Origin of the sequence: Pseudidiomarina atlantica (assembly GCF_000753735.1) — a bacterium.
Lineage (GTDB): Bacteria > Pseudomonadota > Gammaproteobacteria > Enterobacterales > Alteromonadaceae > Pseudidiomarina > Pseudidiomarina atlantica.
This window is the reverse complement of record NZ_JPIN01000001.1, coordinates 279,946-304,119: the sequence shown is the minus strand read 5'-3', so window position 1 is coordinate 304,119 and position 24,174 is coordinate 279,946. Positions and strand designations below refer to the sequence as shown.

Here is a 24,174-nt window from a genome sequence, read left to right as displayed (position 1 = left end):
TTTTTTGTCGTTGTTATAAAGCTGCGAGTGCTTTATTTAGCGTGTTCCGCAGGCTTACTTTGTCATGTCTTTGCGGCGCATTACGATCCGCTTCGATGCCATTCACGTGTGGCAAAGTTAAATCCTTATCAGCATGGTTGGTGATTACCATATCGATAAGTTGAAAACCGACTTTCTCTTCCAGCCAGCGAATTCTTGCACTCACCGGCAATTGTCCGGCGGGACTTTGTTCAGCGAGTAGATTATCAATAAAAATAACCGGTGCGCTCTGCGAAGCGATAGTTTCCACAATTTTGTCCACCAATAACGGCGGCATGAGTGAAGTCAAGAAACTTCCGGGGCCAATGATAATCAAATCACTTCGGCGTAAATGTTTGAGTGCTTCGGGAGTGGGTTGCGCTGTTGCAGATAGACGCAAACTTTTGGGCATGTGGTGGAGCTGATCAACCAGCAATTCACCAAAACATTCAAGCCCTTCATGGGTATCGGCAATTAAATCAACAGGAACTTCAGACATTGGTAATAATCGTGTGTTGATATTCAACAAACGACTTAACAGTTGAATGCCATCGAGAGGGCGAGCGCTGAGCTGGTCAAGTGTATACAGCAGCAGGTTGCCTAAATTATGCCCCTGCAATGCAGATTCTTCGTTAAAACGATAATTGAGTACGTCAGCTGCAAGCGGTTGTTCCGTAAGCTGTGACAGACAGTTACGAATGTCACCCCAAGCGATGGTTTGATGGGCACGGCGTAGGAGGCCGCTCGCGCCACCGTTGTCAGTTGTGGCGACGATACCTACTAGGCGATGCTGTAGAAATTGTAAGCTAGACAACACCCGTCCAAGCCCGTGACCGCCACCTAGCGCGGTGACACATTTAAGTTCGGTTAATTGACAGTCCATTTCACCTGCAGTGGTCGTCATTTGCGACTCCATTTTAATCGTAATGCTACTTTATGCTGAGTTGCTGACGCGATCAATCCTGTTATTTTTAAACAACATAACAACAAACTAAGCATGAATTAAAAATTTGGCGAATAAATGAGCGCATGTTTTTCTTTGTAAAGCCAGCGTAAACAGCAAGACAGGGGTTGCAAGCTGTGCTAAATATTGTTTACACTAAACTCATATATCGAGAGGTATATTAACATGTTACTAAAACATCAATCGTGTAAAGCTTTTGTAATTTCTGTTGCAGCTTTGTCTCTAGCTGCGTGTGGTGGTTCCGATGATGAGCCCAAGGTGGCTGACACCGCGACCTTCACGCTTGCAATTAGCGACGCACCAGTTGACGAGGCAGACGCTGTAATTGCTTGCTTTAATGCCGTTGAGCTGGTCGGTAATGGCGATGGCCAGCAAACTTTCGTCATTGGCGAGTCTGATAACACCTTAGCAAGTAATGATGTTTGTAAAGATAGCGACGGTGAAACCATCCCCAACACTTATGGTGTTGATCTGATGAGTTACACCGGCAGCGAGGCGCTGGATTTAGTAGCCGGCGTTGAAGTCGCAGCAGGTACTTACGGTCAATTGCGGCTGGTCATGAGCGAAGGCTCTTATGTACAAGTAGGGGAGCAGCAAATTGCACTCCAAGTACCGTCGAATGAACTGAAATTCGATAGCATTACGCTCGATGCCGGTGGTAATGCCGCTTATACCGTTGAGTTTGATTTGCGTCAGGCGCTGGTGAACCCGGTGGGACAAGATGTCTACTTCTTGAAGCCCCGTGGTGTACGGTTAGTGAATAATTTAGAAGTGGGGCACGTTGAAGGCACTATTGCCGAGGCCTTACTCATTGAGAATTCTTGTTCGGTCGCACCAAGCGACACGACAGAGCCAGTGGCTGCAGTTTATCTCTATGAGGGAAGTGATTTAGAGATAACTGCCCTGGCAGATGTAGGTGGGGCAGAGACACATCAGCCGTATGCCGTTGCAGCGGTGTACTTTGATAACGTCTCTGCCTACACCTTTTCTGTCGGTTACGTTGCGGCAGGTGATTACTCTGCAGCGTGGACCTGCCAGACGGATGACGATCCCGAGGCAGATGATGACATCACGTTTCAAGGAGTTGTAGACGTGAGCGTCAGTGGGGATGAAACGGTTACTACTGTGGATATCTCCGGATAAACAACCTGACGTTCATACGTTAGTACGTGTTTATCAAATGTTCTCCAATTTAAAGCCCCGTAAGGGGCTTTTTTGGCTTTTTTTTCCGTCCAATTCACGCCATACTTGAGCTCGTTTGTTTTCTATCGAGCTGACAGCTATGACACTATCAATACTTACTTTGCTACTTGCTGGATTTACTGCGCAAGATTCCTGCTCAACAGCTGCAGAGGACGTGTGTAGTTATGACACCACACAACTTTGTCAGGTTGGGGTCAGCGGACAACCGCCCATGCAAGTTGAAATTGCAGATAATTTTGATAAGCGAGCGCGTGGTTTGATGCACCGTACTGAGTTAGCACCGCATCACGGGATGTGGTTTGTTTACAACGAGGAGCGTCCTGGCTACTCCGGATTTTGGATGTACAACACTAAAATCGCGCTCGATATTGCTTATTTAGATGCACAGATGCGCGTTGTCAAAACGTTCACCATGCGTCCTTGCACCAGTGTAAATTCACGTAATTGTCCGAGTTATCGACCGGGTACCAATTATAAAAGTGCGCTCGAAATGCCAGCAGGCTATTTTGCCGAGCATGGTATTCGTGAAGGCGTCCAACTACAACAATGTGAAAACAAGGAGTAACAACCGATGAAAAAGCTTTCGGTGCTGGCCGCCAGCATGCTGATTGTCGCATGTTCGCCAGCCAGTGAACCTGAATCGACTGCAACCCCGCAGGTTGAGGTCGACCCTTACAGTTTTAACGAAAACTATCGCGATTATCTGCAGACCTTAAGTTCGGATGAATTCGAAGGGCGTGCGCCGGCGAGCAAAGGTGAAGAATTGACCGTCGCCTTTGTCGAAGAAAAATTCCGCGCGTGGGGGTTAAAACCCTATGACGCAGAATCAAATAGCTATCGCCAAGAAGTGCCTTTGGTAAAAATGACGCCCTACAGTGTTTCAGATATGAGTTTTGGCGCTGCTGAGTTAGCTGATTTTGCTTATAAACAAGACATGATGGCGTGGTCACCGCGGGTACAAGAAGAAGTATCACTCAAGGACAGTGAAATGGTGTTCGCCGGTTACGGTATCGTGGCGCCAGAATATGGCTGGAATGATTATGAAGGTCTCGATGTTGCCGGCAAAACAGTCGTGGTATTAGTAAACGATCCAGGTTACGACAGTGGTGATCCAGAGGTTTTTAACGGCAAAGCCATGACCTATTACGGTCGTTGGACTTATAAGTTTGAAGAAGCAGCGCGCCAAGGTGCTGCGGGTATCCTCGTTATTCACGAGACAGGACCTGCTGGCTACGGTTGGGGCGTGGTTGCAGGCGGCTCGCCCGTCCGTTTTGATTTGGCGCGTGACAATAAAAATATGGATCGTGCTGAAATTGAAGGTTGGCTTACACAAGAGGCGGCGGACAAGTTATTTGCACGCATCGGCTCTAGCTATGCTGAAATGCGCGCGCAGGCACAACAACCTGAGTTTGAACCAGTTGCTCTGAATGCGTCGGTATCTTTGACCGTACAGACCGATTTTGAATACCTCAACTCACCGAACTTGATTGGTTATATTGAAGGTAGCGTCAATCCGGAAGAGCATGTGATTTACATGGCGCATTGGGATCACATGGGTATGAATCCAATTGCGAGTGATGACCAAATCTACAACGGTGCGCAAGACAATGCATCGGGTACCGCTGGAGTCATGGCAATTGCTGAATTCTTTGCCTCGCAACCACAACCGGAGCGTTCGGTAGTGTTTGTTTTAGTAACCGCCGAGGAGCGTGGCTTGCTGGGTTCCGATTGGTACGCTGATCATCCAATGTTACCGCTTAGTAAAGCGGTTGCCGGCATCAACATGGACGTGATGAACGTTTATGGACCGATGAAAGACATGGTCGTGGTTGGACATGGTAATTCAGAACTTGAAGAGTATTTAGCGCGTTATGTTGAGAAACAAGACCGTTACGTAGCGCCGGAACCGACTCCAGAAGTTGGCTCGTTCTATCGCTCAGATCACTTCAACCTAGCTAAGCGTGGCGTCCCTATGCTTTATGCAAAAGGTGGCAATGACCACATTGAGTTCGGTGAAGCATACGGTAAAGAACAACGTGCGCAATACGTGCAAGAGGCGTATCACAAGCCAGCAGATGAGTACGATCCAGAATGGGATTTACGGGGTGTGCAGCAAGACATGTGGTTGTACTACTGGATTGGTGATGAACTGGCCAATTCTGATGCGTGGCCAAATTGGTATGCCGGAAACGAATTCCGTGGTATTCGTGAAGAAACTGCGGCCGAACGCCAATAATCTCCGGTGGTAACACCTGGTAGACGGCGGTGACACTGTGCGGTCGCCGCCGTTTTTATTGTTGTAGTAAAACTAAGTTGTATTGAGGATTCCAGTTGTTTTCTGTTGCAGAAGTTTTTGGTGTTATCGCACTCATTCTTAATTTTATCGCCTATCGTCAAGGTACGGCGAATCGCTATCGTATTGTATCCGCAATAGCACTCGGTTCATTATCTATCCATTTTTTCATGCTGGATGCCATCGCTGGTGGCATCGTCACCGGCATTGCAGTATTGCGAAATTTTATCGCGCTGCGTTGGCAAGGACCGCTGGTGTTGTGGGGCTTTGTCGCGCTAAATATTGTGTTTCTCATTATTGAATGGCGATTCCCAATTGCAACCCTTGATTTCTCGCTAAGTGGAGTTGCGATCGGGTTTTCAGACCAGCCGAGTCATTGGTCGATCTGGATTGCTTATGCTTCATCGATAATTTTCACGGTCGGCTCGATCAAATTAAACGACCCTACATTGATTCGGCGTTGGTTTTTGCTCGCGGAGTTCTTGGGCTTGGTCTACGCAATTATTGTTGGCAGTGTTTCGGGAACTGTTTTCAATATCGTGAATCTGAGCAGTATCATTCTTAAATTGTTACAGGATCGCAAGGCGCAGCACTTGTAATTGTATGCTTGCGCCACAATAGTATTAGTAACTCAGTTAAACGAGACGATGTAATGTTAATTTATATTCGCCAATGGCAAGAAAAAATGAAGCCGCAGCCCAATGCAAATCCGCTTGTGGTGCTATTGAGCTGGTTCGTGTTTGGCCTATTTTTGCTATTAGCGTTGGGCTTAGGTCTTATTTTCTTGCTGGTCGGCTGGATACTGCTACTACCGGTGATGTGGCGCAAACGCCGCGAATTGAAACAGGTATGGCAATTTAACAAAGCCGCGCGCCAAGCACAGCGAGATGCGCAGCAACGCTATCAGCAGCAGCGTGAGCAGACCCGTAATCGCAGCGATGATTCGGTGATTGAGGGTGAATACAAAGTTAAAAACGATGATTAGCCCGAAAGCCGGGCTTATCACCGCGGCGGCGAAATAGACGTTTTAACACCAGCCACATAAAATCGATCAAAACCACAATCGCTAGTGCAATCAGTGCGCCCGTAGCTATCGCTTGCTGCGTCAAGGGTACGTTAAAACTGTACTGCTCCATAGTTCCAGCGAGCAATTCCTCATCATGTTGCCAAACGAGAGCCCACAATTGATTGGGATAGCTCTGTTGTTGTAGCTGCAACTGTTGCTCGAACGCGTTCACCCGTGCCACTAGTTTTTCAATAATCGGTGCCTCATCACGAAAGGCCGCCTCATCACTTGTTTGATGGGCGCGGATCAGCGCTTGTATATCGCCGTCAAAATGAGTTTCAGCAATGGTTTGATAGTCTCTATAGTAAACCATGGCTTCGGCATATTGTGCAGCCAAGCGTTGTTGATATTGGGTCAATAGATTAGGCGCTTGAATACCCAATAGCAGGGCTGAAGCGGCGACACAAAGAATAAAATAACGATAGATCATGCGTAAGGTTACCTCTGAGACCAGAGATAACCTTAGCATGCAGTTGGAACAGCGACTAGTCTTCGGCGCGAACCTTCGGTGGGAAGGTCCGACGTACCACATAGAACAGTAAGGGTACGAAGAAGATAGCCAGAATCGTGCCGCCAATCATACCGCCGATGACGCCGGTACCGATGGCTTGCCGACTTACCGCACCCGCACCACTGGAAAGCGCTAGTGGCAAGACACCAAAAGTGAACGCAAGTGACGTCATCAGAATCGGGCGTAGACGTAGTTTTACAGCCTCGAGGGTGGCCGCTAACAACTCTTTACCCTGTGCTTGTAAATCTTTGGCAAATTCGACAATCAAGATAGCGTTACGCGCCGAAACACCCACCGTAGTCAACAGGCCAACTTGGAAGTACACGTCGTTTTCAAGACCACGCATGGTGGCAGCGATAACGGCGCCGAGAATACCAAGTGGCACCACGAGCATGACCGAGAACGGAATGGACCAGCTCTCGTACAAGGCCGCCAAACACAAAAAGACGATAAGGAGTGATAAGGCGTAGAGCATAGGCGCTTGGTCACCAGAGACTTTTTCCTCTAGTGAGATGCCTGACCATTCGTAACCAATGCCTTCTGGCAACTGGCTAATCATCTCTTCCATGGCCATCATGGCATCGCCCGAAGCAAAGCCCGGTGCAGCTTCACCCTGTATATTCATTGCCGGCACACCATTGTAACGCTCGAGTCGTTGCGGACCGAAGGTCCAACTGGTGCTCGTAAACGACGAGAAGGGGACCATTTCGCCACTGTCATTGCGAACAAACCACTGACTCAGATCCTCAGGTGTCATCCGGCTCTCAGGTACGCCTTGCACATAGACTTTCTTCACGCGACCACGGTCGATAAAGTCATTGATGTAGGTCGAGCCGAAACCGTTGGCTAGCGTCGCATTGATTTGATCAATGGATAACCCGAGTGCTTTGGCTTTTTGGAAATCCACTTCGATTTTGAACTGCGAAGTGTCCTCTAAGCCGTTCGGACGCACGCCAACAACGGTGCTATTTTGCGCCGCCATGCCGAGCAATTGATTGCGTGCTTGTAATAGGCCCTCATGGCCTAATCCGCCGCGATCTTGCAAGTAGAGGTTAAAACCACTGGCGTTGCCGAGTTCTGGGATAGAGGGGAGGTTGAAGGCGAAGATCATCGCTTCACGAACTTGGCTGAAGTAACCCATCGCCCGGCCAATGATGGCCTCGATTTGCAGATCTGGCGTCGTCCGTTCTGACCAATCCGTCATGCGCACGAACGCGAGTCCGGCGTTTTGACCTTGACCACTGAAACTGAAACCCACGACCGAAAATACTGAGCGAATGCCGGCCGCTTCGTCTAGGTAGTAGTTCTCGATCTTTTGCATGGTTTCGAACGACTGTTCTTGGGTCGCTCCGGCAGGCAGCTGCATTTGCGTCAAAAATACACCGCGGTCTTCATTCGGAATGAATGAGCTTGGCATACGCAGGAATAAAAATGCTAATACGGCAACTAACACAAAGTAAATGACAATAAAACGTGCGCTGCGTTTGATAATGCTCTGCACGGAACCTGTGTATTTTTCGGTAACACGGTTCAGGCCACGGTTGAACGCGCCCATGATGCCTTTGTTCTTTTTCTCGTCATCGATCGGTTTCAGCAAGGTGGCACACAAAGATGGGCTAAAGATGATGGCGACCATCACCGATAAGCTCATTGCGGAAATAATGGTGATCGAGAATTGACGATAAACGGCACCGGTTGAGCCGCCAAAGAACGCCATGGGTACGAATACCGCTGCCATGACCAAACCGATAGCAATCAACGCGCCAGTAATTTGCTGCATTGACTTAATGGTCGCCTTGCGTGGCGAGAGCTTTTCGTCATGCATTAAGCGCTCAACGTTCTCCACGACTACGATGGCGTCATCCACCAACAAGCCGATGGCAAGCACTAAACCAAACATGGTCAGGGTGTTGATACTGAAGCCCAGCGCCGACATGATGCCAAAGGTACCCAACACGACCACCGGAATGGCGAGTGTGGGGATCAGTGTGGCACGCAAGTTTTGCAAGAACAGCAGCATGAGCAAGAACACCAACACGAAGGCTTCGAAAAGAATCTTCACAACCTCGGTAATGGAGGTTTCGACAAACGGAGTGGTGTCATACGGAATCACCAACTCAACGCCCGGCGGGAAGAATTGCTCTAACTCAGCAACTCGCTCTTTTACTGCTGCGGCAGTTTCCAGTGCGTTGGCGCCGGTCGCAAGGTTAACCGCAAGGCCTGAGGCTGCTTGGCGGTTGTAACGTGCGATGGTGGAATAGTTTTCGCCACCGAGCTCAACATGTGCCACGTCGCTGACTTTAACGGCCGAACCATCTTCATTAACGCGCAGCAGAATGTCTTCAAACTGATCGACCGTTTCGAGCCGCGTTTGCGCGATGATAGATGATGTCAGTCGTTGACCTGCAACGGCAGGAGTACCGCCTAATTGACCGGCAGCAACCTGATTGTTTTGTTCACGCAGCGCTAGCACGACATCCGTGGTGGTTAGGTTGTAGCGCGTGAGTTTTTGCGGGTCGAGCCAAATACGCATGGCATAGGGCGCACCAAACAAGCGTACATTACCCACCCCAGGCGTCCGTGCGATAGGGTCTTGAATGTTACTCGCAATATAGTCGCCCAAGTCAATTTGGTTGATTTCGTCATTATTCGAAATCAATGCTAACACCATCAGAAACGAATTGTTCGCTTTGGCAACAACTAAGCCCTGATCTTGCACCGCTTGTGGCAGTAATGGCACCACCAGCTGCAATTTGTTCTGCACCTGCACTTGCGCGATATCAGGGTCAGTACCCGCCTCGAAGGTTAGGGTAATACTCGCATTACCGGCAGAGTCACTGGTGGATGAAAAGTACACCAGATTATCAATACCATTGAGGTTTTGCTCAATGACCTGGGTGACGCTCTCTTCAAGAGTTTCGGCAGTAGCACCTGGGTAGGACGCGTTAATTTGCACCGAAGGCGGCGCAATTTCTGGATACTGCTCAACGGGCAGCTGGGTGACCGCAAGGCCACCAGCAAGCATGATAATAATCGCGATAACCCACGCAAAGATGGGGCGATCAATAAAGAATTTTGCCATGGTTTACTTCACTTCTTCGGTTTGAACTTTGGCTCCAGGCTGGACTTTTTGTAAGCCCTCTACGATCACTTTGTCACCTGCACTTAAGCCGTCGCGGACAATCCAAGAGTCCCCAGAGGTACCATCGACAGTAAGGTAACGTTGTTCGACTTCACCTTCACTGTTGACGACTAAGGCCACCGCACGTCCACGAGGATCACGTGTCACACCTGCTTGCGGTGCAAGTAAAGCATTTTGCAGTGAACCGGTGTCAACTTCAGCGGTTACATACATGCCTGGCAAAATAGCGCGATCCGGATTTGCAAACTGCGCCCGTAAGGTGATGGTGCTGGTGCTCGGGTCAACGGTGACTTCATTGAATAACAGCTTACCTTCGGCAATGACTTGGTCGCTGCCGTTCGCAAACAAGCGCACGCTAGGGCGGTTATCGGCGTCTGTTGTCACTTGACCGCTGGCGATGGCACGTTGCAATTGAAAATAAGCTTCGCTGGCCTGTTGGACATCCACATAGATGGGATCTAATTGATGAATCGTTGCTAAAGCTTGTGCTTGACCCGCACTAACTAGGGCACCCTCGGTAAGCATCGAACGCCCGATGCGACCACTAATAGGCGCGTACACCTTGGTGTAGCCGAGGTTTAATTCTGCGCGCTCCAGTGCTGCTTCGGCAACTTTGAGTTGCGCTTGAGCTTGCAAGTAGCTGGCTTCAGCTTCATCAAACTCCTGTTGGCTTACTGCTTTTTCGGCAAGTAAACCTGCAAAGCGGTCGAAGCGTGCGGTGGCGGCGCTTAAAGTTGCTTTTGCTTGCGCAACTGAGGCTTTTGCCGACGCCACATCTGCTTCGTAATTAGCCGGATCAATTTGGTACAGCGATTGACCTTGCTCAACCTCACTGCCTTCGGTGAATAACTGCGCTTGCAGGATACCACCGACCTGTGGACGCACTTCTGCCGTGCGATAAGCGGTTGCACGACCAGGTAAGGTCACGTTCAAGTCAACATTTTGTGGTTGCAAGGTGACAACACCGACCGTTTGTTGCTGCTGTTGTTGGGGTTGCGCTTGTGCTTGTTCTTGGTCGCTACAACCAGCTAGCAACAGCACGCCAGTAAAGACAGCAGCGGCAATCGGTGATAGGGTACGTTGACGCATTAAGGACTACCTCGTAATTTGTTTTTCTGCGTAAAGAGAATCGTTTTACAATCGCTGATAATTATACATACATACATGAATGTTTGTAAGTACGAATGGCGAATTTATTAGGGTTACGCAAAGAATAAGGTAAAAGTTTATGTCAAAAAGTTTTCGTTTAAGCCTTATTCTCGCCGCCGTGGTGGTTTTGCTTGCGGTGTTAGTATTTAATTTACTGCAACAATCGGACCGCACGAGTTCAAGTGCACGCAATCAGCTTTACACTGATCTTTTAGAGCGTTCTGGGATTATGAACCGTGATTTACCGCGTCTACTCGATGAACAAACGCGTTTTGAGCGCGCCGAAGTTGTGAATTATGGTATGCGTTTTATCTACACCTTGGTTCGCGTTGATCGTTTCGTTCATGACGAAGATGCTATCGAAGCTGAAATTTATCCGCAGATGCTGCGAGAGTATTGTCAGGGCGAGGCTTTAGCGTTTTATCGGGAGCGCGCTGACTTTGTCGAATTTCGCTATCTTGATCAAAATGAATTAGGGCTGTTTACCTTACGCTTTGAACCAAATGACTGTTGATAGGACACCACATGACTAAACTGACTGTTCTTGCTGTTGCGCTGGGCATGAGTTTTGCTGCTGCTGCGCAAGGGCAAAGTATTACCTATAAAGACCAAGCCGACTTGCATGATATCGCCGCGGCAGTTTCTGCTGAGCGTATCGAGCAAGACATCACCAAGTTGGTGAGTTTTGGCACCCGCCACACTTTGTCAGAGACCGAATCTGACACCCGCGGCATTGGTGCTGCACGACGCTGGATTAAGGCTGAATTTGATAAGATTTCTGCCGCTTGCGGTGGTTGTCTCGAGGTGTATTACCAAAGTGAAGTGATAAGTGGTGAGGCACGTATCCCTGACGCGACTGAAGTGGTCAGTGTGATAGCGGTACAACGTGGTAAAATTGATCCGAGTCGTTATGTCATCATGTCGGGCGACATTGATTCCCGTGTCACTGATGTTATGGACTTTGAATCTGATGCACCCGGTGCCAACGATAACGCTTCTGGCGTGGCCGGTACTCTGGAAGCTGCACGGGTGCTGAGTCAATACGAATTTGCTGGGACTATCGTTTACGCCGCACTTGCCGGAGAAGAGCAGGGCTTGTTCGGCGGCCGGATCATGGCAAAACAAGCACAGCAGGACGGTTGGCGTATCAAAGCAGTCCTCAACAACGATATGATTGGTAATACCGAGGGCATCAACGGTGTTATCGATAACACCACCGCACGTATTTTTGCTGAAGGCACGCGCATGGATGAGACCGCAGATGATGCGCGTCGTCGCCGTTTTACCGGTGGTGAAGTCGATTCACCAAGTCGTAATCTGGCACGTTACATCGATTGGATGGCCGATCGTTATATCGAAAACTTAGATACTATGGTGATTTATCGTCTCGACCGCTTTGCTCGTGGTGGTCATCATCGGCCGTTCAATGACCTTGGCTTCCCGGGCGTTCGGATCATGGAAACCAACGAAAACTACAATCGCCAGCACCAAGATTTGCGTGTTGAAGACGGGATTGCCTATGGTGACACCCTCGATGGCGTTGACTTCGATTATGCCGCTAAACTGACCGCTTTGAATGCTGTCTCACTCGCGGGCATGGCCTGGGCTCCAAGTCCACCCGCGCAGGTGCAGATTTCCGGTGCAGTCAGTGCCGATACTACGTTAAAATGGCAGGCACCAAGCGCGGCCGAAGCGGACCATGTAGCTGGCTACCGCGTTTACTGGCGTCATACCGATGCGCCAAATTGGGAATTCAGCCGCGACGTCGGTAATGTCACTGAATACACGCTAGAAAACATTGTCATTGATAACTACTTTTTCGGCGTCGCAAGTATCAGTAAAGATGGCTACGAGAGTCCGGTAGTGTTTCCGGGACCAGCAGGAGCTTTTGGCGAATAACTTTGCATGAAATTAAATGATGCACGTGCCAACCGTTGGTTGGCACGTATTCTTGAATCTAACCACCTATTATGGATGATCTTTGTTGCCTCATTGCTCGAGTCAATCATCATTCCAATCCCATTAGAACTGGTGCTGATCCCGCTACTTATTCATGAGCGCGAGCGCTGGTTTGCAATTGCTACGGCAACACTCGCCGGCTGTCTAGTAGGGGCCACGATTGGTTACAACCTCGGTTTGTTCTTCTTTGATACCGGTGGCCAGTGGTTGATTGATTATTTCGGCTATCAGCAGGCATTCTCCGAGTTCACTGCCGATTTCAAAGATAACGGTTTTGCGACCTTGTTGCTCGTTGGTATTACACCTATCCCATTTCAGGTGGGCATGTTAGCAGCCGGTAGCACCGAGTACCCATACTTGTTATTTCTTGCTGCCGCTTTTATTGCTAGAGGTCTGCGTTACTATGGCTTGGCGCTATTGGTGTATTGGTTTGGTGAGCGTGTTCTTGGTTGGTGGCAGCGCCATCAAAATCGTCTCGGACTAGGGATTTTGGTAGCGGGCTTAGCTATCTATTTAATCGTGGTATTTTCGTAACCTCAGACTCATCAGGTTCAACACCACTGACCCGTCGCAATGACTTGGGCAAAGGCTTCTAGGCCAGCAAGCTCCTGTAAATCTGTAGCAAATAATGGCAAAAAACACTTTGGTAGATCATCGAACAACTGGTTGATCTGCGCTCGATAAACTTGTTCTTGTTGCCGCCGTTGCGCGAGAAACGCGCCATCCGCATTATTTGGCAAATTACGATTAATAAATAATGCTGCAATGGGTAATTTCGCCTCACGCAACTGCTGCACAGCGCGCTCTGTTTCCAACATCGGCAGCTTTTCTGGGGTCAACACAAAGGCGATAGCTGTTTGCTGGGGATCTTTTATTCGCTCGCGCGCACGCTGGAATAACTGTTGCCGTTGACGCAGCCGTGCCGCAATTTTGGCCTGCCGATCGCCAAGTTGCGAAGTGCCGTGCTGTTGCGGCTCCGCTAACGGGTGATTCGGACTGCGTTGGCGCGAGGCACTTAAGTGATCAACCATGCCTTGCAACTGCGCCGACTTTTCACTCGCTTGCAGTAAACCTTGCGTCCAAGCTGCCATTGCCTCCGGTAGGATCAATAAACGCAGGGTATGACCGGTTGGTGCGGTATCGAAGATTAAATGGTCATAACCTTGTTGCTGAGCACTGTCGATCCACTTCGCCATGCTCTCCAATAAAGCCGCTTCTTGAGTTCCCGGAGATTGTGCAGAGAGCTTCAGTTGCCGCTCAATTTGCGGGTACATCGTTGGTTTGGCGAAGTCTTTCATGGCACGCAGCACCTCATCGATGTGCGCTTTGACTTGAGCATCAGGATCTAACTCTAAGGCGTCGACTTGCGCATTGATGGCGGTTGGCTGCGCCCCTATGGGGCGGCCAAAAGCATCAGCAAGGCTATGCGCCGGATCCGTCGAGACCAACAACACACGCTTACCTTGTTGCCCAAGTAACAAGGCGAGGGCGCTACTCACTGAAGTTTTGCCGACACCGCCTTTGCCGCCCAAGAAAATAATGGGCGGCAGTTGCTTGAGCCATGAATCCTTCATCAGCAACACCTAAATTCGTCAAAGGGTGAGTGTTCCATGCCCATGCGTAAATGCCATTGATGGAATTGTTCAAGTAGCAGCGGCTGTAACTCTAGCGTGTAATAACTTGCTGGGTTGGGTATTCCCATCAGCTCACTGTAGACATACAGCATGAACAAATCGTCTTGCTCGCGTTTAGCGCGCGCTACCGCAGCACGATAGGGAGCATTGTAATATTGATTGGCAAGCTGACTCGCATTGGCGAGCCAACTTTTTATTGCTTGTATCTTCATTCGTTTACAGAATTTCGCGCACGATTCAGTGCAGCTGTAGCTTCAAGGGCAATCCAAATAGCTGCTACTAGCACCAACAAATCAAGACTAAACAAGAACCAGTCAGCAGTATCGTAAAAACCTTTGAGTTGTATTAGTAGCGCAAAAATGGTCATCACCAAGAGAAACACCAGCGGGATAAGGGTGACGTACATCGGGCGTTTTAGCTTTACCAACATGACGGTGATCACCAACAACGTGAGACCCGCGAGCAGTTGATTGGTGGTGCCAAATAATGGCCAAATCGCCAAGCCACCGGAACCGTCCGCGCCGCCGGCACCAAATGCCAAGATGAGACACGAGCCAACCGAGAGCAGGGTAGCAGGTGCTGCTTTTTGCATCCAGCGGAGGTTATAAATGGCGCCCCATTCTTGGAAAATATAACGCTGTAAGCGTAGGCCCGTGTCCATGGTCGTGCCGGCGAACAACACCGCCATGACCGTCAAGAGTGTTTCTGATAGCTCTATATCAAGACTCAAGCCTTCTTGTAGAATTCGCGCACCGCCGCTGACAAAGGCGGTAACGCCACCTTGACCAAAACTGTGATACACCGCTTGCCAATCTGCCAAAGTTGCGAAGCCTGCGGTTACCGCAATAATAGTAGCAAGAGACAATGAACCTTCTCCAATGGCACCAAAATAACCGACAAAACGTGCATCGGTCTCTTTATCGAGCTGCTTCGAGGTGGTACCCGAAGCCACTAAACCGTGGAAGCCAGAAATTGCGCCACAGGCGATGGTCACAAATAACAGTGGTACGATTGATGGCGTTCCTTCGGGGGTGTTGGTATTGAATGCTGGAGCTACTAGTTCTGGACCACTCAATAACACTGCACCGTAAAGCAAGAATAAGCCGATAAAGAGTTGCAAGCCATTGATGTAATCACGCGGCTGCAACAGCATCCAAACCGGAAGCAAGGACGCGATAGCAGCATAAAAGAACAGAATGAGTATCCAAGTGGCGTTATCCGATACCCCCATGACTGTCTCAGGCAGGCTAAGTGGCGCTGACGGACCGGCAAAAATGAGCGCATAAAGCGCAATCACACCGAGTATAGAGACAGTACCAAGATTCATCCATTTGCGAAAAATGACCTGACCAATGATCAATGCTACGAAAATTGCGCCCCACACCGGAATCACTGAGCTCGGGAAGTTTATGAGTAGACCAGAAATGGCGGTTGCGAAGACCGCGTTTACCATCAGTAACACCAGAAAAATCACAATCATGAACAACGATTGCGAACGCTTACCAACAACGTCGCCGGTGAGCGCGCCAATGGACCGTGCGCGATTTCGGTTTGACGCCCAAATAGCGCCGGCGTCATGCACACCAGCGAAGAAAATGGTGCCGAAAATGACCCATAAAAAGGCCGGGACCCAACCCCAAATTACCGCAATTGCCGGTCCGATAATAGGTGCAGCGCCGGCAACAGAGGTAAAGTGGTGGCCCCAAAGAACGTATTTATTGGTCGGAACAAAATCAACGCCATCCTCAAACTCATGCGCCGGGGTGCGGAAATTCGGGTCCAATTTGTAGATCTTTTCGGCCACAAATTTGGAGTAAAATAAATAACCGAGGAGCATCCCTCCGAGGCCTAGCAACATCAGTAAAATAGCGTTCATAAGACACCTTTTTCGTTTATGATGGCGTAATGCTTTATTGTCAGCCCTTATGATAAAGCAAAATGATGTAAAACTGACATTCGACCAAAGTATAGCTTGCTGTAAGGATTCTTATGTTTCGTTGGTTTGAAAACCGCTTAAACCCATTCCCACCGCCGACCTACAATCAACCGCCGAAAGGTTTGGTGGCCTTTTGTTTGTACTTTAGTCGCGGTGCCTGGCCCTATATTTTTATGGCAGGTTTGCTGATGATGGCGATTGCCATTACCGAAGTGTGGCTGTTCAGTTTCATCGGTAGCATTGTTGATTGGTTGAGCGAGCAATCGCGCGAAACCTTTATGGCTGAGCAAGGACTCTGGTTAATCGGCATGGCGGCAGTCGTGTTGTTAGGTTTACCAACGCTGGTGATTCTGCATTCATTAATCACTTATCAATCATTGCTGGGTAATTACCCAATGCGCATCCGTTGGTTGGTGCACAATTATTTGCTGCAGCAGTCGATGGCGTTTTACCAAGATGAATTTGCCGGTCGTATTGCGACTAAGGTCATGCAAACCGCCTTGGCGGTCCGTGAGAGTGTGATCAAACTGTTCGACGTGCTCAACTACGTAGCGGTTTACTTCATCGGTACCGTAGTGATTGTCGCCAGCGCTGATTGGCGCTTAGCCCTGCCGCTATTAGCTTGGCTGGGTTGTTACATCATTTTGTTACGCTATTTTGTGCCCCGTCTCGGAAAAGTAGCAGCGGCCCAAGCGGACGCGCGATCGGTCATGACCGGCCGCATTGTCGACAGTTACACCAACATCCAAACAGTGAAGCTGTTCTCACATGCGCAGCGCGAAAGTGCATTTGCGCGCGAAGGTATGGAGCAATTTTTGGCTACCGTACATACTCAAATGCGCTTGGTAACAAAGCTTTATACCTGTCTTTATTTACTGAATTCTTTACTCTTGTTTGGCATTGCCGCGCTCGCTATTTGGTTGTGGCTTGGTGAGCTTATCAGTGTCGGTGCTATAGCGGTGGCGCTCTCGTTGGTACTGCGCTTGTGGGGGATGAGCCAATGGATTATGTGGGAGGTTTCCGCGTTGTTTGAAAACATTGGTACCGTGCAAGACGGCATCAAATCTATCGCTGTACCGCAAGTGATTCAAGATAAACCTGATGCCAAGCCACTGGTCGTGCGACAAGGTGGTGTCACTTTCAACAATGTTAATTTTCATTACAGTAACGACAAACCGATTTTGCGCGATTTAGATTTACACATTGCACCGGGAGAAAAAATTGGCTTAGTCGGTCGTTCGGGGGCAGGTAAATCAACCCTAGTCAACGTACTCTTACGCTTTTACGAATTAAATCAGGGCAGTATTTTAATTGACGGACAAAACATTGCCGAAGTCACGCAAGACAGTCTGCGCGCTAATATTGGCATGGTTACGCAGGATACCTCGCTGCTGCATCGATCAGTGCGCGGTAACATCGCCTATGGTCGTCCTGATGCCACCGAAGCGATGATACAGCAAGCTGCAGCGCGCGCTGAGGCCACGGACTTTATTGCAGAGCTTGAAGATAACCACGGTCGCCGTGGCCTTGACGCGCACGTTGGTGAACGCGGCGTGAAATTGTCGGGTGGCCAACGGCAACGTATCGCTATTGCACGTGTCATGCTAAAAGACGCACCTATATTGATCCTTGATGAAGCAACCTCGGCGCTCGATTCTGAAGTTGAAGCGGCAATTCAAGAGAACCTGTATCGCTTGATGGAAGGTAAAACCGTGATTGCCATCGCCCACCGGTTGTCGACCATTGCGGCTATGGACCGTTTGGTGGTTATGGATGAGGGACGTATTGTTGAGCAGGGCTCTCATGCCGAACTACTCGAGCAGGGCGGGCTTTACGCACAATTATGGGCACGGCAGTCGGGTGGTTTCATTGCGGAATAACTGCTGGCCGAATCAATAATGGAATAAACTCTAACACTGCTTCGTCTTATTGAGGAACGTACCACTTAACAGGGCACTGGATTCATGCAAACACTGCAACAACAACGCTATCAGCTTTTACAACCGCACTTACGCGGGGCGCAGCTGTTGGCACAGCAATTGTTGCAATGCCAAAGTTCAGCGGAAGATTGTTTGCACGATGCTTTAATCAGCGCCTTCACAACCAAAGGGTTTCCCGAAACCGCCAAAGTGAAAGCCTGGTTTTTACAAGTGGTACGCTTTCGTAGTCTCGATCTGTTACGCCAACGCAAAAAGTTAACGACGTTAGATGCCATCAGCACGCTTGAGGAAGTGGTCAATACGCCGTTACCTGCTGAATCTAACGCGCTAAAAGCGCTGTCGTTATTGCCTTTTGCGCAGAGTGATGTGTTGGTACTACGTGAACTCAATGACTGCAGCTACGCTGAAATTGCGACCATTATGCAGATTCCACAAGGTACCGTGATGTCGCGATTGGCACGCGCTCGCGAAGCTTTGCGACTGCAGTTGCAACAACTTGAGCGAGGAGAACAAGCGAATGACTGAAGCAACCCGCGAGTGCGCTTTGTACGAACCTTTACTAAGTGGCGCTCTGGATAACGAGCTCACCCAACAACAACAGCAATTGTTGCAGCAACACCTGCAGCGTTGCGAGTATTGCAGCGCCAAATTAGCGCAACTTGAGCAACAAAGTGCGGCGCTACGTGCTGCGCAGCAAACAATGCCAGAACCAACTATGCCACATTTGCAGACCACCACAACTCCAGTGTGGCAATGGCTCGGTTGGCTCTTAATGTTGGTCGGTCTGTTAGTGATTGGCGGATGGGCCGCATATCAGTATGTACAAGATGCTAGTCTGCCGATCTGGCTGAAACTAGCTGTTGGCGCAGTTTATTTGGGCTTGACTGTGCTCTTTATTGGCGTGGCATGGCAGCGTAAGCAACAAGCAAAAACCGATCGCTATAAGAAGGTGCAATTATGAAAACAATTCCAGTAGTGACAACCGAAACTTTGGCGGGTTACCGCATCACTGAACACTTGGGCATTGTCCGTGGCAACACCATTCGCGCACGTCACATTGGCCGCGATATTCTCGCCGGATTGAAGAATATCGTCGGCGGTGAGATTAACGACTACACTAAACTGATGGCAGAAAGTCGCGAACAAGTGCTTGATCGAATGGTTGATGAAGCGCGTGCATTGCAAGCCGAGGCCATTGTTAGTGTGCGTTTTACCACCTCGATGTTGGCGCAAGGTGCCGCTGAATTATTGGTTTTTGGTACGGCAGTGAAGTTGGAAAAAATTGACTAAACTGTTGCATTGTATTTTGTGCGCTGCTGCTATTAAATAGAGGATTGATTTGCCTTTATTTCGTTTACCTTTAAATCAGGGTGGGAGTGAGCCACTATGCGCAAATTGCTCATTTTAGCGATTTTTGCAGCAGCGCTATATCATTATTATTACGGCTTTGGGTCGCACTTATTGCCCGATATCGACTTAGCGGAAGTCAGTGGCAATTTGAAAAAGCAAGCGACGCAAAAAGCCGATCCTACGACGTTACGGATTGAGTGCCCTAGCGGCTACTACGTTGCCGTATCCGATGACCTCCAAACTGCGACGTGCCAGCGCCGCATGTCCTTTGATTAAGCTGAGTAGGACGTTTCTTTGAGTTTATCTCGTTTTGAGCGCTTCTGGCTTGCAGAGTTGCAACGCCAACACGATCAACATGACTTTGCGCGCCAACAACAGTTGTTTCATCGTCAGGAATATACCGATGCCGCACCGCAGCTAGAGCTTTTGCGTCGCGCTGAGCGCCTCGCTGAACGCCGCGGAACCACACAACAATTGCACCGCTGGCAAAACATGCGGCGGCTGCTGATGGTATTGTTTGGCTTTATCGCGGTGTTGCTAGGCGCAGGAGCGGTGCAAACACTGCTGCAACAACCACCGCCGATTTCACTATTGTTCGCGGTCGCTATTCTGGTAGTGCCCAACCTATTGCTGTTACTGCTGTGGTTATTGCTCGCTACACATTCAGCAAAGCCGCGTGGCATCAGCCATATTGCTATGAGTCTCAATAGCTGGTTGGTCAGAGATGCCGCTGCACAGCAATTGAGCGACGCATGGTTACGCATGGTACAACAACAGCGCCTGTTGGTGCCATTGACCGGTGCTGTCTCTCATGGCTTTTGGTTGCTGATCGGTGCTGCGAGTTGGCTCACCTTGTTGCTGTACTTGAGCTTTAACAATTACCAATTTCATTGGGCGACCACCATTCTTGACGAACCTCAGTTGTTAATGTTGGCGCAGCTCATCAACTATTTGCCAGAACTACTGCTTGGGGTGCAATTACCGCCGATTGAGGCACAACAGGAGCCTTATTTTGCAAATTTAGCCGGGCGCTGGTTATCCGTCTGTGTGTTGTTTTACGCAGTATTGCCGCGGTTGTTCGCCGTGGTGCTATGCTTGCTGCTGTTTGCTTTTCGGGTACGACGCATGCAGCTTGATTTACAGGCAGCGGGGCATATTCACGTCGTGCAAGAGCTGCAACAAACACGCAGTGCGCACGCGCCACGAGTCGTTGATGCCGACACTGGCAACGCGGCCGAGCACCTCAGGTTTCAATACGCGCAACAAGGTAGCGGTGAGCTAGCTGCAAGTTTAGATTTTGAATCAGCGCAAGCACAGGTCGCGAGCACCTTGACGAACTACTTTGGGGTACTTGCAAGCTACGCTGATAAGCAACGTTGGCTAAGCGACTTACAACAACAGCCGCGCGCGCTGGTGACACTGCGCATTGATTGTCGGAGCACGCCTGACCGCGGCAGCATGCGTTTGTTAAGTCAGACCGCGCAATACACTCAAAAATTGATAGTGCAACTGGTGGATAGTCCTGCCGCGACTTACCTAAATCAGTGGCAACAACTACTCGATCAGTATGGAGTCGCTTATGTCCGCGTCGACTAGTTCATTGCGCATTGCTGTGGTTGGGCATACCAATGCTGGCAAGACGTCATTGTTGCGAACCCTGTTGCAGCAACGTGACTTTGGTGCGGTTGAACAAACCCCAAGCACCACGCGCGACGTGCTCGAACAAGGTGTCTGGCTCGAACAACAGCAGGTGATGAGCTTTTACGATACGCCCGGTTTGGAGTCGGGGGAAGAGCTGTATGCTTTACTTGAAAACTACCGGCAACAATATCGTCACGATGGCCCAGCACAGGTCGAACAGTTTTTACAAAGTACCGAGGCTCAGGGCTACTTCAATCAAGAAGCCAAAGTGCTACGACAACTGTTACAGTCAGACGCTGCCTTCTATGTGATTGATAGTAGGGAGCCTGTATTGCAAAAATTTCAAGATGAATTGCATATACTTTCGCGTTGCGGCAAGCCTTTATTGCCCGTATTGAATTTCACCGCGAGTCCTCATAGCCGACAACAAGAGTGGCAACAGGCGCTTGCTAAAGTCAATCTACATGCCGTTGTTGCTTTTGACACTGTGTCGCCACCAGAAGGCGGTGAACAGCAATTGTTCACCAGTTTAACAACCGTGTTGCCGTCAGCGCAGCAACCGTTGCAACAGTTACTGCTACATCGCCAGCAACAACGTCAGCAGCGATATGCGCAAAGCCTACATGCCATTGCGCAATTACTGATTGATGTCAGCAAGTTACAGCTGCGTATACCAGCCAGTGTGGACGAGGCGACGCTCAATCAACACGTCAGTGAGCTACGCCACCGCATCAGAACGCGCGAGCAACAGACTGTGCAGGAGTTACTAACCCGCTTTGCCTTTCTAGCAGGCGACGCAGAGCTTGATGCCATCGATATCGAGCAAGGTGAATGGCGCGAAGATCTTTTCGCCGACGCCACTTTAAAGGCTTGGGGCAAAGATGCCGGGTTTGGTGTAGGAGCGGGGGCAGCGGCAGGCGCAGGTATCGACTTATTAGTCGGTGGCATGAGCTTGGGGGCTGCGACTGCACTCGGTGCTGCAGCTGGAGGCTTGTACCAGAGCTGGCGTTATTTTGGCGATAAGATCAAGCAGAAAATCACGGGCGAGCGTGTGTTACAAATCGATAGTGTGACGTTGGTGACACTGGTCGGTAGACAGTTGTTACTGTTGCAGCAGTTAAGTAAACGTGGTCATGCCGCAACCGAGGCATTGCGTATTGACGCGCAGGGCATTCAACAGCAACGGTTGTCGCGCAGTGAAGCAAAAGAACTCGAACAACTGCTGGCACCGCTACGCGAGCGCTTGCCGGATATCAATGAGAGCAAATTAGCAACTGAGCTGGTGCAGTGGCTTGGCAGTGTGAGCCGAACCTAGCAACTTAAGAAGAGAATTGGTCGGCGTGACTGGATTTGAACCAGCGACCCCTGACACCCCATGACAGTGCGCTACCAAACTGCGCCACACGCCGACCGAGACCGGCTATATTACGGTTTTTTCGCAATTACTCAAGCTTTGCAACTGCGAAAACGCAGCAACTGCTGCTTTATTGCACAGTTTGCGCATTAAAGCGTTGCAAATGCTTCAAGCCATCGACCAAAACTGGGGTTGCTGGCGAAAACGACGGCTGTGGTTGCAAGGTGCTGTTATCGAATGAGCGCATCGCGCCGTTCGCGTTGATGACCGTTGTTGTGGATGCATCGTACACCACCAGCTCACGACCAAAACTAGTTAACACTGGAAACCGGCGCTCGCCAGCATCGAATAGGTTTTTACCCGTCGCAAAGGATTTTACGCCGTCGCTGCAGTTAATATATTGCGTCACTAAGCTTGGCATTATATCGGTAAGCAAAATCACGTCTTGCTCGGCAAATTGTAGATTGCTAGTAGTGAAGGCGGGCACGGTCATTTCACTCATTGCGAAGGCTTCAATGCTATTACCAATGTCATGATTCGGCGTAAGTGCCGTAACTAATACCTGTTCACCAGCGGCTATTGCTTGTTGTAACGACTCGATAAGCTCTGGCTCTATGGTGGAGCTGAGTCTGATGTCGATGCGCTCGCGATAACTTCCGCGTGGCGCTGCATGTAAAAACTCTGGCACGGCGAATGCTGCGTGGTCACCTCGGACATTGAACGCCACTTGGTAATCGTTCAGTTGTTGCCAAAACGCTGGCTGCTGCTGCTGCTCTAACACCGGACCGGCGTAAATATCAGCTAAACCGTAGAACAGTTCGAACCAACCTGCTTGGGTGTTGGTTTGACCTAACACCGGTGTGGCCAGCGGTTGCAATTCTGGTAATGCTGCCAGCAACTGCTGTTGTTGTGCGGCTGTTAGATGATTGAATAACACCACGTGACTATTAACTGCATTGGTTTCACGCGCGCACATGAGGGGACGCTGCGGATACTTCAGCTCAATCGAAGCAGTCTCGCGCAATAGGCGGTCGGTTGCCTGTAGTCGCTCCTCTACCAGCCAACCATGTTTGCTCATCAGTGTGCGTGCTGTAGTGGGGTAAGATAATGGAAATAAATCATCCTGCTTGGTAATGGGGTCATAAAATACGGCATCAGCCCAGATATGCACGCTATGACTGGTGAGAAAACACAGCACAAAGACAGCACTAAAGGCGGCGCCCCAGTGGCGTTGCTTAAGACGATCAAGACGCTTCCAGGCAATATTGGCAAGCACGAGTTCGAATACCAAGAGCACCACGAACAGTAATAACATACCCAATAACAACACAAAGCTTGCACCGGCAAAGGTTGACTCAGCATCGACCGCAAGTTGCGAAAGCGAATAGGTGTTTAGGTGATAACCGTACTGGCGAAAGAACAAGGCATCTGCGACCAAGGCAATCAAGCCAAAGGACGCAACCAGCGTAGCGATACCACGAAGAAAGCGGGTGTAGGGTATCAGCAGACAAAACGGAAAGATCAAAATAATAAAGACAATAAACGGCAAGAAAGCAAAATGCCCCAGCCAACTCATAATCATGTAAACCCCGGCTAGAACTGTCGACGGGGTATCCGCAGCTTCGATATACAGCGTACCGATAGCAAGCGCGAGCAGAATATTAAAAAAGGTGAACCAATGCCCCCAACTAATAAGTCGTGCAATTTTGTCGCGCCGCTGTCTGCGTTGTCTCATGTGCAACCTGATTTAAGCTGATTTAGAAATAGATTGTAGCAGCACTTTGCCAAATTGTTCAGCTACTTGCTGAGCTTTTGCCGGTGGATAATGAGATTCAAGGATATGCGTGACAGCATTACCTAGCGTCATGAGTGCGAGATCGACCGGTACTTGGTCTTGCTGCAGCGGTGCTAGTACCGCATCGAGCAATTGTTGTTGGCGGGTCACGTCATATTTTGACACGATAGGCATCGAATTATTTCCTCACATGTTAGAATGGCGCAATCTTAACACAGG

24 protein-coding genes and 1 tRNA gene are annotated in these 24,174 nt (G+C 49.6%); 15 read left to right on the top strand and 10 right to left on the bottom strand.

The genetic code is table 11. From position 1 onward, the window contains the following. Positions 1-13: 13 nt before the first annotated feature. A complete protein-coding gene (locus tag IDAT_RS01510) occupies positions 14-922 on the bottom strand; it encodes a gluconeogenesis factor YvcK family protein (RefSeq protein ID WP_244441578.1) in 909 nt (302 codons plus the stop codon). A gap of 225 nt (positions 923-1,147) precedes the next feature. Between IDAT_RS01510 and IDAT_RS01505 the strand changes: the two genes are divergently transcribed. The 5 genes from IDAT_RS01505 to IDAT_RS01485 all read left to right on the top strand — a co-directional run bounded on the left by IDAT_RS01505 (position 1,148) and on the right by IDAT_RS01485 (position 5,463). Continuing rightward, positions 1,148-2,125 carry a DUF4382 domain-containing protein gene (locus IDAT_RS01505; protein ID WP_051986497.1) on the top strand — a complete coding sequence of 326 codons (978 nt, stop codon included), beginning with the start codon at positions 1,148-1,150 and terminating at the stop codon, positions 2,123-2,125. 139 nt (positions 2,126-2,264) lie between these two features. Then, the gene (locus tag IDAT_RS01500) at positions 2,265-2,750 is read left to right on the top strand and encodes a DUF192 domain-containing protein (RefSeq protein ID WP_034729573.1); all 486 of its coding nucleotides are present in this window, start codon (positions 2,265-2,267) and stop codon (positions 2,748-2,750) included. A gap of 6 nt (positions 2,751-2,756) precedes the next feature. Next, on the top strand, positions 2,757-4,421 hold the full coding sequence (locus IDAT_RS01495) for a M28 family metallopeptidase (protein WP_034729571.1): 1,665 nt from the start codon (positions 2,757-2,759) through the stop codon (positions 4,419-4,421). Between the two features lie 95 nt (positions 4,422-4,516). Beyond that, complete coding sequence (locus tag IDAT_RS01490; RefSeq protein ID WP_034729569.1) at positions 4,517-5,077, top strand: YgjV family protein; 561 nt, start codon at positions 4,517-4,519, stop codon at positions 5,075-5,077. Positions 5,078-5,130: 53 nt separating this feature from the next. Then, positions 5,131-5,463 (top strand): hypothetical protein, encoded by a 333-nt coding sequence (locus IDAT_RS01485; RefSeq protein WP_034729566.1) that lies wholly within the window; start codon positions 5,131-5,133, stop codon positions 5,461-5,463. On the opposite strand, the gene IDAT_RS01480 is transcribed toward IDAT_RS01485, so the two are convergent. Genes IDAT_RS01480 through IDAT_RS01470 form a run of 3 tightly spaced genes read right to left on the bottom strand, consistent with a single transcriptional unit; the run spans position 5,447 to position 10,286 of the window. After that, positions 5,447-5,974 carry a DUF2937 family protein gene (locus tag IDAT_RS01480; RefSeq protein WP_034729563.1) on the bottom strand — a complete coding sequence of 176 codons (528 nt, stop codon included), beginning with the start codon at positions 5,972-5,974 and terminating at the stop codon, positions 5,447-5,449. The two genes, IDAT_RS01485 and IDAT_RS01480, sit on opposite strands and share 17 nt — an antisense overlap. A 55-nt stretch (positions 5,975-6,029) precedes the next feature. Continuing rightward, positions 6,030-9,137 carry an efflux RND transporter permease subunit gene (locus tag IDAT_RS01475; RefSeq protein WP_034729560.1) on the bottom strand — a complete coding sequence of 1,036 codons (3,108 nt, stop codon included), beginning with the start codon at positions 9,135-9,137 and terminating at the stop codon, positions 6,030-6,032. Between the two features lie 3 nt (positions 9,138-9,140). Beyond that, a complete protein-coding gene (locus IDAT_RS01470) occupies positions 9,141-10,286 on the bottom strand; it encodes an efflux RND transporter periplasmic adaptor subunit (protein WP_034729557.1) in 1,146 nt (381 codons plus the stop codon). 139 nt (positions 10,287-10,425) lie between these two features. On the opposite strand from IDAT_RS01470, the gene IDAT_RS01465 reads away from it, so the two are divergent. From IDAT_RS01465 to IDAT_RS01455, 3 genes are read left to right on the top strand one after another with little or no spacing between them, the layout of a single operon-like run. Beyond that, positions 10,426-10,860, top strand: coding sequence for a hypothetical protein (locus tag IDAT_RS01465; RefSeq protein ID WP_034729554.1), 435 nt, complete (start codon positions 10,426-10,428; stop codon positions 10,858-10,860). A gap of 47 nt (positions 10,861-10,907) precedes the next feature. Then, a complete protein-coding gene (locus IDAT_RS01460; protein ID WP_244441588.1) occupies positions 10,908-12,245 on the top strand; it encodes a M28 family metallopeptidase in 1,338 nt (445 codons plus the stop codon). A 6-nt stretch (positions 12,246-12,251) separates the two neighbouring features. Then, on the top strand, positions 12,252-12,839 hold the full coding sequence (locus IDAT_RS01455) for a YqaA family protein (RefSeq protein ID WP_034729548.1): 588 nt from the start codon (positions 12,252-12,254) through the stop codon (positions 12,837-12,839). A gap of 17 nt (positions 12,840-12,856) precedes the next feature. On the opposite strand, the gene IDAT_RS01450 is transcribed toward IDAT_RS01455, so the two are convergent. Genes IDAT_RS01450 through IDAT_RS01440 form a run of 3 tightly spaced genes read right to left on the bottom strand, consistent with a single transcriptional unit; the run spans position 12,857 to position 15,815 of the window. Then, positions 12,857-13,879, bottom strand: a complete 1,023-nt coding sequence (locus IDAT_RS01450) for an ArsA family ATPase (RefSeq protein WP_034729545.1) — start codon at positions 13,877-13,879, stop codon at positions 12,857-12,859. After that, positions 13,879-14,151, bottom strand: a complete 273-nt coding sequence (locus tag IDAT_RS01445; RefSeq protein WP_034729542.1) for a cory-CC-star protein — start codon at positions 14,149-14,151, stop codon at positions 13,879-13,881. Before IDAT_RS01445 ends, IDAT_RS01450 begins: the two co-directional genes overlap by 1 nt. After that, positions 14,148-15,815 carry a carbon starvation CstA family protein gene (locus IDAT_RS01440; RefSeq protein ID WP_034729539.1) on the bottom strand — a complete coding sequence of 556 codons (1,668 nt, stop codon included), beginning with the start codon at positions 15,813-15,815 and terminating at the stop codon, positions 14,148-14,150. The genes IDAT_RS01445 and IDAT_RS01440 overlap by 4 nt, the downstream gene beginning before the upstream one ends. A gap of 113 nt (positions 15,816-15,928) precedes the next feature. Here IDAT_RS01440 and IDAT_RS01435 point away from each other — a divergent pair, with 113 nt between their 5' ends. The 7 genes from IDAT_RS01435 (at position 15,929) to IDAT_RS01405 (ending at position 22,121) form a co-directional block, all read left to right on the top strand. Beyond that, positions 15,929-17,755, top strand: a complete 1,827-nt coding sequence (locus IDAT_RS01435; protein ID WP_034729536.1) for an ABC transporter ATP-binding protein — start codon at positions 15,929-15,931, stop codon at positions 17,753-17,755. An 84-nt stretch (positions 17,756-17,839) separates the two neighbouring features. Next, positions 17,840-18,340, top strand: a complete 501-nt coding sequence (locus IDAT_RS12915) for an RNA polymerase sigma factor (RefSeq protein WP_051986496.1) — start codon at positions 17,840-17,842, stop codon at positions 18,338-18,340. Next, positions 18,333-18,776, top strand: a complete 444-nt coding sequence (locus IDAT_RS01425; RefSeq protein ID WP_034729533.1) for a zf-HC2 domain-containing protein — start codon at positions 18,333-18,335, stop codon at positions 18,774-18,776. Before IDAT_RS12915 ends, IDAT_RS01425 begins: the two co-directional genes overlap by 8 nt. After that, positions 18,773-19,105 carry a YbjQ family protein gene (locus tag IDAT_RS01420; protein ID WP_034729531.1) on the top strand — a complete coding sequence of 111 codons (333 nt, stop codon included), beginning with the start codon at positions 18,773-18,775 and terminating at the stop codon, positions 19,103-19,105. The genes IDAT_RS01425 and IDAT_RS01420 overlap by 4 nt, the downstream gene beginning before the upstream one ends. 96 nt (positions 19,106-19,201) lie before the next feature. Then, entirely contained in the window at positions 19,202-19,441 is a 240-nt protein-coding gene (locus IDAT_RS01415) for a hypothetical protein (RefSeq protein WP_034729528.1), read from the top strand. A gap of 18 nt (positions 19,442-19,459) precedes the next feature. Continuing rightward, complete coding sequence (locus IDAT_RS01410; RefSeq protein ID WP_034729526.1) at positions 19,460-20,761, top strand: DUF2868 domain-containing protein; 1,302 nt, start codon at positions 19,460-19,462, stop codon at positions 20,759-20,761. Beyond that, entirely contained in the window at positions 20,745-22,121 is a 1,377-nt protein-coding gene (locus IDAT_RS01405; RefSeq protein ID WP_051986495.1) for a GTPase/DUF3482 domain-containing protein, read from the top strand. Before IDAT_RS01410 ends, IDAT_RS01405 begins: the two co-directional genes overlap by 17 nt. A 17-nt stretch (positions 22,122-22,138) precedes the next feature. Here IDAT_RS01405 and IDAT_RS01400 read toward each other — a convergent pair. From IDAT_RS01400 to IDAT_RS01390, 3 genes are all read right to left on the bottom strand, one after another. Then, a tRNA-Pro gene (locus IDAT_RS01400) sits at positions 22,139-22,215 on the bottom strand. A gap of 75 nt (positions 22,216-22,290) precedes the next feature. Then, positions 22,291-23,895 (bottom strand): DUF3413 domain-containing protein, encoded by a 1,605-nt coding sequence (locus IDAT_RS01395; RefSeq protein ID WP_034729524.1) that lies wholly within the window; start codon positions 23,893-23,895, stop codon positions 22,291-22,293. Between the two features lie 12 nt (positions 23,896-23,907). Further along, positions 23,908-24,129, bottom strand: coding sequence for a YejL family protein (locus IDAT_RS01390; protein WP_034729522.1), 222 nt, complete (start codon positions 24,127-24,129; stop codon positions 23,908-23,910). Positions 24,130-24,174: the final 45 nt, after the last annotated feature.

Bases quoted from the DNA above. Each gene is read 5' to 3' on its own strand.
- IDAT_RS01510 (WP_244441578.1), bottom strand. From the start codon at position 922: ATGACGACCACTGCAGGTGAAATGGACTGTCAATTAACCGAACTTAAA.
- IDAT_RS01505 (WP_051986497.1), top strand. From the start codon at position 1,148: ATGTTACTAAAACATCAATCGTGTAAAGCTTTTGTAATTTCTGTTGCA.
- IDAT_RS01500 (WP_034729573.1), top strand. From the start codon at position 2,265: ATGACACTATCAATACTTACTTTGCTACTTGCTGGATTTACTGCGCAA.
- IDAT_RS01495 (WP_034729571.1), top strand. From the start codon at position 2,757: ATGAAAAAGCTTTCGGTGCTGGCCGCCAGCATGCTGATTGTCGCATGT.
- IDAT_RS01485 (WP_034729566.1), top strand. From the start codon at position 5,131: ATGTTAATTTATATTCGCCAATGGCAAGAAAAAATGAAGCCGCAGCCC.
- IDAT_RS01480 (WP_034729563.1), bottom strand. From the start codon at position 5,974: ATGATCTATCGTTATTTTATTCTTTGTGTCGCCGCTTCAGCCCTGCTA.
- IDAT_RS01475 (WP_034729560.1), bottom strand. From the start codon at position 9,137: ATGGCAAAATTCTTTATTGATCGCCCCATCTTTGCGTGGGTTATCGCG.
- IDAT_RS01470 (WP_034729557.1), bottom strand. From the start codon at position 10,286: ATGCGTCAACGTACCCTATCACCGATTGCCGCTGCTGTCTTTACTGGC.
- IDAT_RS01465 (WP_034729554.1), top strand. From the start codon at position 10,426: ATGTCAAAAAGTTTTCGTTTAAGCCTTATTCTCGCCGCCGTGGTGGTT.
- IDAT_RS01460 (WP_244441588.1), top strand. From the start codon at position 10,908: ATGAGTTTTGCTGCTGCTGCGCAAGGGCAAAGTATTACCTATAAAGAC.
- IDAT_RS01455 (WP_034729548.1), top strand. From the start codon at position 12,252: ATGAAATTAAATGATGCACGTGCCAACCGTTGGTTGGCACGTATTCTT.
- IDAT_RS01450 (WP_034729545.1), bottom strand. From the start codon at position 13,879: ATGAAGGATTCATGGCTCAAGCAACTGCCGCCCATTATTTTCTTGGGC.
- IDAT_RS01445 (WP_034729542.1), bottom strand. From the start codon at position 14,151: ATGAAGATACAAGCAATAAAAAGTTGGCTCGCCAATGCGAGTCAGCTT.
- IDAT_RS01440 (WP_034729539.1), bottom strand. From the start codon at position 15,815: ATGAACGCTATTTTACTGATGTTGCTAGGCCTCGGAGGGATGCTCCTC.
- IDAT_RS01435 (WP_034729536.1), top strand. From the start codon at position 15,929: ATGTTTCGTTGGTTTGAAAACCGCTTAAACCCATTCCCACCGCCGACC.
- IDAT_RS12915 (WP_051986496.1), top strand. From the start codon at position 17,840: ATGCAAACACTGCAACAACAACGCTATCAGCTTTTACAACCGCACTTA.
- IDAT_RS01425 (WP_034729533.1), top strand. From the start codon at position 18,333: ATGACTGAAGCAACCCGCGAGTGCGCTTTGTACGAACCTTTACTAAGT.
- IDAT_RS01420 (WP_034729531.1), top strand. From the start codon at position 18,773: ATGAAAACAATTCCAGTAGTGACAACCGAAACTTTGGCGGGTTACCGC.
- IDAT_RS01415 (WP_034729528.1), top strand. From the start codon at position 19,202: ATGCGCAAATTGCTCATTTTAGCGATTTTTGCAGCAGCGCTATATCAT.
- IDAT_RS01405 (WP_051986495.1), top strand. From the start codon at position 20,745: ATGTCCGCGTCGACTAGTTCATTGCGCATTGCTGTGGTTGGGCATACC.
- IDAT_RS01395 (WP_034729524.1), bottom strand. From the start codon at position 23,895: ATGAGACAACGCAGACAGCGGCGCGACAAAATTGCACGACTTATTAGT.
- IDAT_RS01390 (WP_034729522.1), bottom strand. From the start codon at position 24,129: ATGCCTATCGTGTCAAAATATGACGTGACCCGCCAACAACAATTGCTC.